This window comes from Intestinimonas sp. RTP31139st1_F5_RTP31139_211217 (genome assembly GCF_040226735.1).
GTDB classification, from domain to species: domain Bacteria; phylum Bacillota; class Clostridia; order Oscillospirales; family Oscillospiraceae; genus Intestinimonas; species Intestinimonas butyriciproducens.
On the sequence record NZ_JBCOAQ010000053.1, the window covers coordinates 1 to 11,851 of the forward strand.

The following is an 11,851-nucleotide window of genomic DNA, read 5'->3' on the forward strand; positions in this document are numbered from 1 at the left end:
GCCTTTCTACGCCATTGGATTTTACACGAAGAATACGCCCAGCAGAGCTATCAAGATGGGCGCCATCAGTGAAACCCAGAAGATGGGCATATAGGAACGCTTATGGTCCAGCTTTCCCATTGTGAGGATGAGCACTACAAATGAGTTCCAGGGCACGGTATCAAACCCGCCTGAGGCGGTGACAACCACACGGTGAATCCACTCCGGGTCCAGCCCTGCGGACAGCCAAGCCTCGCTGAACATATCCAGCGTCATGGCGATGGCGCCGGAGGCGGAGCCGCAAATGAGGGCCATAACATTAGTGATACCCACGACCGACACGGCGGTGGCGACTTTGGAGGTGCTGCTGAAGGTCAAAAGCTGATTTTTCACCACATCGAAGGCATCCGTCTGCGCTACGACCTGGGCAATGCCCACCACAGCGGTGACCATAATAAGGGGCATAACGCCATTGGAAAAGCCCTCATTCAGCGCGGGAACCAGCTCGCCGGAAGGGATGCTGCGGTAGAAAAGGAGAATACACAGGATGACACTGATGCCCAGGCCGTAGATCGGAGGGAGTTTTGCAAAGTTGATAAGCACCACACCGACCACGATAGGGAGGATGGCTGCGATGATATTGGGGGCGTTCTCCCGGTCCATGCCGGCGTCTGCCTCATCCACAGGAGGCAGGGAATTGCGCTTCCACTCCACATTTTTGGCGCGCTTGAGCTCCCACACAAAGTACAGACCACATATCGCAAAGTATACCACGGTAAATACAACACCCATGACCGGTGCGGCTGTTAGATCTGTACCAAGGATCTGTGTGGGTATGATATTGTGGCTCTGTAGACCACCGGGAGTCATCAATTCCGGCCCGATAATCGGTACAATCGTGATGGCCGGCCACATATACCAGGGGGTCCCGGTCTCCTTGAAAATAGGCTTGGCCAGGGGAAGCAGAACAAAACAGATAACAAAGGTGGAGATACCGCCGTATTCCAGAACGGCAGCCACGGCAATATAACCGATCAGTGCAAACTTGGTTCCGCACTTGTCCACCACAGTTTTGCCGATTTTCCAGGCGGCCCCGCTGGCATCATACAGCTTGCCCAGCATAGCGCCCTCGCAGAACAGAATGAAATAGGAAGCGGCGTAGGATGTAAAACTGCTGACATAGTTTACCGTCAGCGCCTCGTACAGGTTCAAGCCGTTGGTCACCGCGATGATAATGACGCTGATGATACTGCTGTACAGAATACTCCATCCCTTGTAGACCGCCGCAGTCAGGAACACCAGGGCAACCACGATGCCGCCAAGTCCGATGGCAAAGGACATAACTGCTCTCCTCCTCGATTGAAAATATTTCTGTGGATTGTCCGCTTATGAAAGGCTCAGAATGGCACGTGCCTCCTGGGAAGTGGCCACCTCATAGCCAAACTCCTCAATGACTCGACGGGCACGGGCGATCAGCTGCATATTGCTCTCCGCCAGGATTCCCTTTTTGTAGACCACATTGTCCTCCATCCCCACGCGGATATGGCCGCCTGCTGCGATGGCGGTATACATGATCTCCATCGCGCCCTTACCCACACCGAAGGCGCTCCAGGTGGAGCCGGGGGCCACCTTTTCTAAGGTGGCACGCATAAACAGCAGGTCCTCCGCCGTGGCGTCGATTCCTCCAGCACAGCCCATACAGAACTGGAAGTGGAGCGGCGCTTTCAAAATTCCCTTTTTGACGTAGTAACCCGCATCGTAGATCATACCGGGGTCGAAGACCTCAATCTCCGGCTTGACGCCGGCCTCCTGCATGGCATAGCCCATCTTCTCCAGAAAGGGGGGATTGTTGTTGAACACCCCCATGTGCATCCAGTTCATCGTCCCACAGTCAAAGCTTGCCATCTCGGGCTTCAAAGTCTTGAAGGGCGCCATGCGGTCCTCCTCAGAATTGGCGATGCCGCCCGCAGCAGTCAGATTCAAGACAATGTCGCAGTCGGGATGTTCGCCGCGGAGCGTGTCGATGACCTTACGGAAGGTCTCTACCTTCATGGAGTCGTTGCCCGCCTCGTCTCGGACATGAACATGGGCTACGGAGGCGCCGATCTTCCAGCACTGATAGATCTCCTCGGCAATCTCATCAGGCTGGAGGGGGACATTGGGATTATTCTCTTTTTTCGGCCATGCGCCAGTGGTGGCAACGGTAATGATACGCTTGTTCTTCAGCTTAGACATAATACAATACCTCTCTTTTATAAAAATTATAAAATGATCCGGACGTGTCCTGTCAGGTATAATTTCGGCTCGCCTTCAGCTGTATGATGAGCCTTCGGTTGAAGTCGTTTTTCACCTGCTCCCGTATCTCCTCCGGGTAAGAGAAGAAGCCCTCTCCCGTCTTGAGTCCCAGCTTCCCGGCTGCCACCTTGTCCTGCATCATCCCACAGGCGCGGTCCGAATTGGAAAGCTCCTTAAAAAGCGTGTTTTCCACGGTGCACCAGACGTCCAGTCCCCCCATATCCGCTACCTCCAACATGCCGGTGGTGGCACTGCGGAAGCCGGGTCCGAACTTGAGTGCCTTGTCAATGTCCTCTGGGGAAGCCGCCCCCATCTCGATGAGCGAGAACACCTCCCGCGCCAGAGCGTGGAGCATTCGGTTTGCAATGAGTCCCGGGATATCCTTGAGGACCTTGACAGGCTGTTTTTCTGCCCTGAGATAAAGCTCATAGACCTCATCGAACACCTCTTCGCTCATATTTCCGAAGTGGGAGAGCTCGGCAATGGGGATGAGATGGGCGGGATTATACCAGTGGCACACCATGGTACGGGTCTTCCTCTCCTCCGAGAGGAGCGCGGTCATCTCATGGAGAGGGAGGCTGGACGTGTTGCTGGCGAATATGGTGTGCTTGGGGCACAGGTTGTCCAGCTGTTGAAACAGATTCTGTTTGAGCTGCATATTCTCCGGGACAGCCTCAATAACGTAGTCTGCATGCTCCACAGCGGGTCCCAGCTCCCGGTAGATTGTAATGTTAGAGAGGGTCTCCTCCACTTTGGTACCGGGAATATAGCCCTCCTCCACCATAAATTGCAGCTCGGACCAGATCTGCTGCATCACGCCTTCCCGCACCTTGTCAAAGGACTCGTAAAGGTTTACCCTGTACCCGTGCATGGCGAACACGCTGGCAATGCCATGCCCCATGGTCCCAGCGCCCAAAACACTGATGTTTTGAATCATATCCATAATCGCTCCTTTTTTGATTTTTGGGATCCACCCTTCTATCGCTCAGCAAGAACCGTGCCAAGTCAAGAAGGTCTTTGCTTGCAAGGCTTTGCCCGCAGGATCACCGCAGGGAACCACCGCGCTTTGTTGCGGTTTTGCCACATTCGCTGTAGTGTTTTCACCACAGTTTTGATTGCCAATCCCATCGTGCCATGCTATAATCCAGACAGGCCGCCGGGTCAGAATGGAGGGTGCTCACCATGGATGAACTGATGCAATGCGCGCTGGAGTCCTTCCCAAACTTTGTGGTTGCGGATGCGAAGGGGCGCATCGTCTATCTGAACGAGGGCTATGCCAGACTGCTGGGCACGACCTCCCGCGCTGCCATCGGCCGCCCCGTCTCGGAGGTCATCCCCAATACACGGCTGAACATCGTTCTGAAGACGGGTCAGGCCGAAATGGGGTCCATCATGACCCTCTACGACCATGTGACAGAACGCGAGATCACGCTGGTCTGCAACCGCATCCCGGTCCGTAAGGACGGCAAGTGTATCGGCGTTTTGGCTGCTACGACAATGGGCAACATCTTTGAGGTGACCCGCCTCTATGAGGAACTCGAGCACATCAGACTGGAAAATCAGAAGTACAAGGCCGAACTGGAGGCCCTCAGAAACAGTATAAAGCCGCTGGATCGGGTCATTGGAAAGTCCTGTACCATTCGGGAGGTCAAGCAGACGATTTCGGACTATGCCGACTCCAATCTGACCTTTCTGATCACGGGAGAGACCGGCGTGGGCAAGGAGGTCTTTGCCAGGGCAATTCACCAGTCCAGCGGCCGTTCACTTCAAAGCTATGTCAAAATCAACTGTGCAGCTATTCCAGGAACGCTTTTGGAGTCCGAACTGTTCGGCTATGCGGACGGAGCGTTTTCAGGTGCGGCCAAGGGTGGCAAAATCGGCAAATTTGAGTTGGCCAATCACGGTACCCTCCTGCTGGACGAGATCGGCGAGATGCCCCTGGACCTCCAGTCCAAGCTGCTCCGCGTTTTGCAGGAGAAGGAGATTGAACGGGTGGGGGGTATCAAATCGGTGGAGGTCGACGTGAGAATCATCTGCTGTACAAATCAAAACCTGGAAAAAATGGTCCAAGAAGGGCGTTTCCGGGAAGATTTGTATTACCGTATCAATGTAGTGGAGCTGAACATTCCACCCCTGCGAGAGCGGCTGGAGGATATTCCACCCCTTTGCAGCTTTTTTCTCGAAAAAGTCAATGAGGAGAATGGCTACGCCATTACCGGCCTGGAAGAGGATGTGCTGACTCTTTTTGATGCCTACCCATGGCCCGGCAACGTCAGGGAACTGGAACATGTCATCGAGCGTGCCGCTGTGCGGTGCAAGAGCGGAATGATGACCACCAGGCATGTTGACTTTCTCGCAGCCCGTGCCAGCCGCCAGAGGGAGCAGACCCAGCTGGAACCGGCCTCCCTGCGGGAGCGCACCCAGCAGGCAGAGTTGGAATCGATTCTCCAGGCTCTGGACCGGACCGGGGGCAACAAGACCAAAGCTGCTCGGCTCCTGGGGATTGACCGCAGCAGACTTTACAGCAAGCTAAAAAAATACCATCTCGGTTCCCCCTGAGCGGCAAGGCGGCCAGCCGCCTCCCTTTCGCCAAAACTTCACAAAATTTTTATGGTTCCCTCTCTCACCCATGTGGTACAATATCTCCCATGAGGTGATCGTCGTTTTGGATCTGTTAGAGTGGCTGCAAAACAATCAGTTGGGCGAGATGGTCTTTACCACCTTGGTGTCCATGGTGCCGGTGGTGGAGCTGCGGGGCGGGCTCCCCTTCGGCGTGGCCTTGGGGCTGCCCTATTGGGCCGCCTATCTGTCCGCCGTGGTGGGGAACATCCTGCCCGCCCCCTTCATCGTCGTCTATATCCGGCGCATTTTTCAATGGATGCGCCGCCGCCTGCCCAGGCTGGACCATCTGGTGGACCGGCTGGAGGCCAAGGCCCACCTGAAGGGCCGGAAGGTGACGAAATACAAATATCTGGGGCTCATGCTTTTTGTAGCGATGCCCCTGCCCGGCACCGGAGCCTGGACCGGCGCGCTGGCCGCCGCCTTTTTGGACATGCCGCTGCGGAAGGCCCTGCCCTCCATCTTCGCGGGCGTGCTCATCGCCGGGTTCCTCATCCTGGGCCTCACCTACGGCTTCACGTCCCTTTTTTAACGAAAACCCGCCCCCGCGCATAGAATGGCGCGGAGGTGGGTCATTTTGCTACACGCTGTTTTGGAGATCTTCCTGTCCCTGCTGGCCGTGTTCGGCCTCTTTTCCCTGGGGTGGCTGGCCTTTGGACGCATCCTGGCCCCCAGGGACTTTTACGCCCCCGCCTATGCCGTGGTCCCCGCCCGGGGGGACGGCGCCGCTCTGGAGCAGACCGTCCGGGCCCTGCTGTGGCTCCGGGCCGGGGAGCTCAGGCGCTACACGGTGGTCATCGCCGACGACGGACTGGACCCTCTGGGCCGGGCCGTCGCCAACGCCCTGGTGAGCCGGGAGCCCAGGGTGATCCTGTGCCCTATGGGCGCCCTGACGGAGTATTTGGTATGAAAAGGAGTTTTCCGCCTTGGAGGAGAACAAGGAATTGACGGTCCTGGAGGGCACGGTGGACTCGGTGGTTTTCCGCAATGAAGAAAACGGCTACACCGTGCTGCGCCTCACCGTGGGGGAGGGCGAACCGGTGACGGTGGTGGGCTGCATGCCCGGCGCCGCCCCCGGCGAGGGGCTCTCCGTCCAGGGAAGCTGGGGCCGCCACGCCTCCTATGGAGAGCAGTTCAAGGCTGAGATCGTGGAGCGCCGGGTCCCCGTGGGGGAAAAGGCCATCCTGGAATACCTGTCCTCCGGCGCGGTGAAGGGGGTGGGCTCCTCCACCGCACGGCGGCTGGTGGAGGAGTTCGGCGCGGATACCTTCACCGTGCTGGAGGAGCACCCGGAGTACCTCACCCGCATCAAGGGCATCACCCGGAAGCGGGCCCTCCAGATCGGGGACGCCTTCCGGCTCCAGATGGGCATGCGCCTGCTGCTGGCCTTTCTGGGGGAGCACGGCCTCCCCCTCCAGTTGGGCATGCCCCTCTACCGCCGGTACGGAAATCAGGCCCTGGACGTGCTGCAGGACAACCCCTACCGGCTGGTGGACGAGGAGCTGGGCGTATCCTTTTCCACAGCGGATCAGCTGGCCCTGGACCTGGGCACGGCGGGAGAGGACCCCCAGCGGGTGGAAGCCGGGCTCCTCTTCGAGCTCCGGCACAACCTGATGAACGGGCACACCTTCCTCCCCGCCCGCAAGCTGGCGTGGGCCACCGGCCAGCTTCTGGGGCTGGAGGACGGTCTGCCCCTCACCGAGGCCCTGGACGCCCTGACGGAGCGGGGAGAGATCGTGCGGGAGACCGTGGCGGGTGAGGACGCCTGCTATCTGGCCCAAATGCAGGAGGCGGAGGCCTATGTGGCCTTCCGCCTCACCGAGTTCTGCCAGCGGGAGCTGCTGCCTCCGGAGGGGCTCACGGGCATCATCGACCGCATCGAGGCCGCCCAGGGCATCCAGTACGCCCCCCAGCAGCGGGAGGCAGTGGGCATGGCGGCCTGGCGGCAGGTGATGCTGCTCACCGGCGGGCCGGGCACCGGCAAGACCACCTGCCTGCGGGGGGTGCTCGCCCTCTTCGACCACCTGGGACTGGAGACCGCCCTGTGCGCCCCCACGGGCCGGGCGGCCAAGCGGCTCAGCGAAGCCTGCGGCACCGAGGCGGCCACCATCCACCGCCTGCTGGAGACCCAGTTCGACCAGCACACGGGGGAGCTGGTCTTTGCCCACGGCGAGGACGAGCCCCTGGCCGTGGACGCCGTCATCGTGGACGAGACCTCCATGGTGGACATCCCCCTCATGCGGGCCCTGCTGGCCGCCCTGCGGGGGGACTGCCGCCTCATCCTGGTGGGGGACCCGGATCAGCTTCCCTCCGTGGGGCCGGGGAATCTGCTCTCCGATCTGCTGCGCAGCGGCCAGGTGCCCACGGTGCGCCTCACCGAGATCTTCCGCCAGGCCGCCCAAAGCGCCATCGTCATGAACGCTCACCTGGTGGACCGGGGAGAGGTGCCCGACCTGCGGAACCAGTACAGGGACTTTTTCTTCCTCCGCCGGCGGGACCCCCTGCGGACGGCGGAGACCGTGGTGGAGCTGGTCAGGACCCGGCTGCCCGAAAAAATGGGCATCCCGGCGGATCAGATCCAGGTGCTCTCCCCCACTCGCCGGCACCAGAGCGGCACCTTTTCCCTCAACCAGATGCTCCAGGCCGCCCTCAACCCCCCGGAAGAGGGCAAGGGGGAGCGGCGGTTCGGCTCTTATCTCTTCCGCACCGGGGACCGGGTGATGCAGGTGCGGAACAACTACGACCTCATGTGGAAGGAGTCTGGGGGGCTGGGCGCCGGTATGGGGGTTTTCAACGGGGACATCGGCCGCATCACGGAGATCGACCCCAGGGGGGATCGGATTACTGTGGACTTCGACGGGCGGGTGGTGGAGTACGCCCCCGATATGCTGGGGGAACTGGAGCCCGCCTACGCCATGACCGTACATAAGGCCCAGGGCAGCGAGTACCGGGCAGTGGTGCTGGCGGTGTGCGACGGCGCCCCCCTGCTCCTTACCCGGGGCGTGCTCTATACCGCCATCACCCGTGCCAAAGAACTCTTCATCCTGGTAGGGGATGAGGAAAAGGTGGTCCAGATGGTCCGCAACGACCGGCAGCAGCGGCGGTATTCCGGCCTGCGGGCCAGACTGGCCGCCGCGGAGGCCGGTCCACCTGTTCAGTCCCCCTAGGAGGGGGGACGGAGGGTTCCCCCCTCCGGGGGGCGGCCAATTGGTATCCAAAACCGTTTCTTTTTCAAAGGGAAAAAGAAATGGGTTTGGCCCCCGGAGGGCGTGCCCCTCCCCACCGGAGGATTGCCCAAATTTCAAGCCGTAAGAATGCACTAAAAATAATCTAATTTTTACTGCAAAAGATATGCTTTGCTTACCTGATGAACGGAGGCAAGGCATATGGAAAACCGAACGCATCTGAGCATCCGTATGGACGGAGAGCTCCACGACAAGCTGCAATATATCGCGGCCTATGAGGGGCGGTCGATGAGCCGTCAGGTCCTGCACCTCATTGCCGCCTGCATCCGCGCCTTTGAAAAGGAGCACGGCCCCATCGATCTGGAGGACAAGCCGTGAGCGGCGGGGCGTCGGTCCTGCTGGACCTGCTGTTCCCGCCCCGGTGCGCCTTCTGCCGCGCCCTGCTGCGCCGTGGGGAGTCCGGCCTGTGCCAGCGCTGTCAACGGGAACTGCCCTGGATCTCCGGCCCCGCCGCCGAGCAGAAGCCGGAGTTCGTCTCCCTGTGCGCTTCCCCGCTGTGGTACGAGGGCGCGGTGCGCGCGTCCTTTCACCGCTTCAAATTCAAAGGCCGCAGCGGCTATGCCCAGGTCTACGGGCGGCTGACGGCCCAGTGTGTCCGGGATCACTTGTCCGGGCGGTACGATCTCATCACCTGGGTCCCGCTGTCTCCGGAGCGGCTGAAAAAGCGGGGTTACGACCAGGCCATGCTCCTGGCCTGCGCCACCGCTCTGGAGCTGGGGGACGTGGCAGTGGAGACTCTGCGGAAGGTCCGGGATGCCGAGGCCCAGTCCGGCCTCGCCGGAGGAGCCGGAGCCCGCCGGGCCAACGTACTGGGGGCCTATCAGGCCGCGGACCCGGAGCTGGTGGCCGGACGGCGGGTCCTCCTCATCGACGACGTGATCACCACCGGCGCCACCATCTCCGAGTGCGCCCGTACCCTGCGCACCGCGGGCGCCGCCGACGTGCTCTGCGCCACCCTGGCCCGGACCCCCGGACCGCAAAAAGAGCGGCCTTCCGCCCCCTTTCCCCCTTCTTTTTGAAATTGAGGTTGAAATGCGTCGGAACACCCGATATAATAAATAGGATCAACCGTACATATGCTGATAGCAAAGGGGATACATTATGGGTCTCTGGGCTAAAATAAAGGAAAAGCTTCACAGATTTCGAGGTGCTGGTATGTTCGCAAAAGACATCGGTATCGATTTGGGTACCGCTTCCATTCTCGTATACGTCAAGGGTAAGGGCGTGGTGCTGCGGGAGCCCTCCGTGGTGGCCATGGACAAGGACAAGGGCACCCTGCTGAAGGTGGGCACCGAGGCGCAGCAGATGCTGGGCCGTACCCCCGGCAACATCGTGGCCATCCGCCCCCTGCGGGAGGGCGTCATCTCCGACTTCGACATGACCGAGCGGATGCTCAAGGAGTTTATCCGAAAGGCCGCCTCCTTCCGTCTCTTCAAGCCTCGGGTGGTCATCTGCGTGCCCTCCGGCATCACCGAGGTGGAGGAGCGCGCCGTGGTGGACGCGGGCATCCAGGCCGGCGCCCGGCGGGTCTTTCTCATTGAGGAGCCTCTGGCCGCCGCCATCGGCGCGGGCATCGACATCACCAAACCCGACGGCCACATGATCGTGGACATCGGCGGCGGCACCACCGATATCGCCGTCATCTCCCTGGGCGGCATCGTGGAATCCACCTCCATCAAGATCGCGGGCGACCAGTTCGACGAGGCCATCATCAAGTACATACGCCGGAAGCACAACGTGCTCATCGGCGAACGTACTGCGGAAGAGATCAAGATGCAGATCGGCTGCGTTTTCCCCCGGCCCGAGGAGCAGACCTTCGAGGTCAAGGGCCGCTGCCTCATGACCGGCTTGCCCCGGGTGTTCACCGTCACCTCCTCCGAGATGATCGAGGCCTTCGAGGAGGTCTCCACCCGCATCCTGGAGGCCATCCACGGAGTGCTGGAGCGCACGCCCCCTGAGCTGGTGGCCGACATCTCCACCAACGGCATCGTCATGACCGGCGGCGGCAGCCTGGTCTGGGGCTTCGACAAGCTCATCGAGTCCCACACCGGCATCGAGACCCATGTGGCCGACGACGCCATCTCCTGCGTGGCCTACGGCACCGGCAAGAGCCTGGAGTGGGTGGGCGATATGCAGGACGGCACCATGAACATCTCCCGCCGCAAGCAGATGAACAACTGAAAACGCCGCTGCTCTCTTGGGGCGAATGTACTGTATGGAAAGAGGCCGGACGCATCTGCGTCCGGCCTCTTGGCTTTTGAGCTGTCAAACTCGGGCAGCGCGGCGGCCCTCCTCCAGTCCAGTATAGGGGCCGCCCTGGAGGCGGGACGTCTACGGGCGGGCGCTGCTGGAGATGTCCTGCAAAAACGGCGCATACTCCGCCCACTTCTGGCAGATATCGTACATCCGGTCATAGGGGGTGCTCTGGTAGTCATAGGCCGGGCGTACCCACAGCGTCTCCCCGTCCAGGTCCACCCGGACCAGCCCGCCCTCGGCCAGAAAGAGGACGCCGTCCCCGCTCCCGGCGGTATAGCGGACCGCCGCTCCGGTCAGGGCCGCCGGGGGCTGGGCCTCCACCCAGGCGTAGAGATACAGCCAGGTCCCCGCCACGCCCCATAAGGACAACTGCTGTCCCTCATCCCGGTAGTAGTCGGGCTCCGAATAGGTCCGCAGTCCGGTCTCGGCTCCCCCGGCCCAGGTGAAGCTCTCCAGCGTCCCCTCCTGCGCCAGCACCCGGGAGAGCCGCCCCCACACGTCGCCGGCGGGCGCGCCCTCCAGCAGCCGGATGCTGTCGGCGGAGATGTCCTCTCCCGCATACTCCTGCCGTAGCCAGTCCAGGGCCGCCCCCTCCGGGGTCAGGAGGTCCGCCTGCCCTCCTTGGATGGGGTGGACCCTGCCGGTCTGCTCCTGGAGGTCGGCGTAGTACTCCGCCACGGGTACGTCGGTGGAGGGCAGGACCGTATAGCGGCTGCCGTAGTTGTTGTCCTGCCACCGCTCCACACACCAGATGCCCCCCTCCCCCTGCACGGCGGGCTGGGAGAGGGTGAGGGTCATGGATTGGGTGTAGTCGGCGTTGTGGTAGCTCACATAGCGGTGCTCCCCCGGCCAGAAGAAGTCCCGCTCCAGCGCCGCCCCGCCGTCGCAGGCCGTCAGGCCGTTGCGGGCGATGAAGTCGGCCTGGATGGCCGGGAATGCCTCGAACAGTGCCTCCCAGTCCTTCCACCCCTGGCCGCCTGCGTCGGTCTCCCCTTCGTCGGAGCGGTAGTACTGCACATCGGTGGCGGTGCCCCAGCCGTAATAGTACGCCCCGTCCCGGGCGAAGAAATCCAGGCCGCCGGCGCCGCCGTTCACGGCCAGGTAGTTTTGCTCGTACTCCACCTGGTCGTACCGCAGGATGCAGAAGAGAAAGCCCGCGGGTGAGCCGTAGTCCGTCATGCCGTCCTCATAGCTCTTCTTCTCGTAGACCCACACCAGATACGGCGCCTCCCCCAGCTCCGCCTCCCCGGCGGGGAAGACCAGCAGCTCCTCCGACACAGCACCGGGGACGGCCAGAGTCATACCGTTGGGGAGGTCATACCCAGTTCCGTCCTCCAGCAGGGCGGAGGCGGCCTCCGGCGGCGTCTCCCGGGGCGGAGCGGTCTCCGGCGGAACGGTCTCGGCGCCGCCCACCAGGGCGCAGCCCCCCACCGCCAGGGCCAGGATCGCCGCCAGGA

10 protein-coding genes and 1 pseudogene are annotated in these 11,851 nt (G+C 61.5%); 7 read left to right on the top strand and 4 right to left on the bottom strand.

What is annotated here, in order from left to right:
- Positions 1-21: 21 nt before the first annotated feature.
- The 3 genes from ABUA09_RS16970 to ABUA09_RS16980 are packed head-to-tail and all read right to left on the bottom strand — an operon-like array spanning position 22 to position 3,211.
- On the bottom strand, positions 22-1,320 hold the full coding sequence (locus tag ABUA09_RS16970; RefSeq protein WP_033118968.1) for a GntP family permease: 1,299 nt from the start codon (positions 1,318-1,320) through the stop codon (positions 22-24).
- 45 nt (positions 1,321-1,365) lie between these two features.
- The gene (locus ABUA09_RS16975; RefSeq protein WP_279201786.1) at positions 1,366-2,214 is read right to left on the bottom strand and encodes a beta-keto acid cleavage family enzyme; all 849 of its coding nucleotides are present in this window, start codon (positions 2,212-2,214) and stop codon (positions 1,366-1,368) included.
- A 52-nt stretch (positions 2,215-2,266) separates the two neighbouring features.
- Positions 2,267-3,211: a 3-hydroxyacyl-CoA dehydrogenase family protein gene (locus ABUA09_RS16980; protein ID WP_208319935.1), complete on the bottom strand. Its 945-nt coding sequence runs from the start codon at positions 3,209-3,211 to the stop codon at positions 2,267-2,269.
- Positions 3,212-3,456: 245 nt separating this feature from the next.
- Here ABUA09_RS16980 and ABUA09_RS16985 point away from each other — a divergent pair, with 245 nt between their 5' ends.
- The 7 genes from ABUA09_RS16985 to ABUA09_RS17015 all read left to right on the top strand — a co-directional run bounded on the left by ABUA09_RS16985 (position 3,457) and on the right by ABUA09_RS17015 (position 10,319).
- Positions 3,457-4,833 carry a sigma-54 interaction domain-containing protein gene (locus tag ABUA09_RS16985; protein ID WP_197055581.1) on the top strand — a complete coding sequence of 459 codons (1,377 nt, stop codon included), beginning with the start codon at positions 3,457-3,459 and terminating at the stop codon, positions 4,831-4,833.
- Between the two features lie 106 nt (positions 4,834-4,939).
- Positions 4,940-5,425 (top strand): COG2426 family protein, encoded by a 486-nt coding sequence (locus ABUA09_RS16990; RefSeq protein WP_306792568.1) that lies wholly within the window; start codon positions 4,940-4,942, stop codon positions 5,423-5,425.
- A 45-nt stretch (positions 5,426-5,470) separates the two neighbouring features.
- Positions 5,471-5,803, top strand: coding sequence for a glycosyltransferase family 2 protein (locus ABUA09_RS16995; RefSeq protein ID WP_227151820.1), 333 nt, complete (start codon positions 5,471-5,473; stop codon positions 5,801-5,803).
- A gap of 16 nt (positions 5,804-5,819) precedes the next feature.
- A complete protein-coding gene (gene recD2, locus ABUA09_RS17000) occupies positions 5,820-8,060 on the top strand; it encodes an SF1B family DNA helicase RecD2 (RefSeq protein WP_349949557.1) in 2,241 nt (746 codons plus the stop codon).
- Positions 8,061-8,279: 219 nt separating this feature from the next.
- On the top strand, positions 8,280-8,456 hold the full coding sequence (locus tag ABUA09_RS17005; RefSeq protein ID WP_165366542.1) for a hypothetical protein: 177 nt from the start codon (positions 8,280-8,282) through the stop codon (positions 8,454-8,456).
- Positions 8,453-9,157, top strand: coding sequence for a ComF family protein (locus ABUA09_RS17010; protein WP_058117008.1), 705 nt, complete (start codon positions 8,453-8,455; stop codon positions 9,155-9,157). The genes ABUA09_RS17005 and ABUA09_RS17010 overlap by 4 nt, the downstream gene beginning before the upstream one ends.
- 136 nt (positions 9,158-9,293) lie before the next feature.
- Positions 9,294-10,319 carry a rod shape-determining protein gene (locus tag ABUA09_RS17015; RefSeq protein ID WP_033118960.1) on the top strand — a complete coding sequence of 342 codons (1,026 nt, stop codon included), beginning with the start codon at positions 9,294-9,296 and terminating at the stop codon, positions 10,317-10,319.
- Between the two features lie 150 nt (positions 10,320-10,469).
- Here the strand turns inward: ABUA09_RS17015 and ABUA09_RS17020 are convergent.
- Positions 10,470-11,851: pseudogene (locus ABUA09_RS17020) on the bottom strand (hypothetical protein); the annotation flags it as partial.

Bases quoted from the DNA above. Each gene is read 5' to 3' on its own strand.
- ABUA09_RS17005 (WP_165366542.1), top strand. From the start codon at position 8,280: ATGGAAAACCGAACGCATCTGAGCATCCGTATGGACGGAGAGCTCCAC.
- ABUA09_RS16985 (WP_197055581.1), top strand. From the start codon at position 3,457: ATGGATGAACTGATGCAATGCGCGCTGGAGTCCTTCCCAAACTTTGTG.
- ABUA09_RS16970 (WP_033118968.1), bottom strand. From the start codon at position 1,320: ATGTCCTTTGCCATCGGACTTGGCGGCATCGTGGTTGCCCTGGTGTTC.
- ABUA09_RS16980 (WP_208319935.1), bottom strand. From the start codon at position 3,211: ATGATTCAAAACATCAGTGTTTTGGGCGCTGGGACCATGGGGCATGGC.
- ABUA09_RS16975 (WP_279201786.1), bottom strand. From the start codon at position 2,214: ATGTCTAAGCTGAAGAACAAGCGTATCATTACCGTTGCCACCACTGGC.
- ABUA09_RS17015 (WP_033118960.1), top strand. From the start codon at position 9,294: ATGTTCGCAAAAGACATCGGTATCGATTTGGGTACCGCTTCCATTCTC.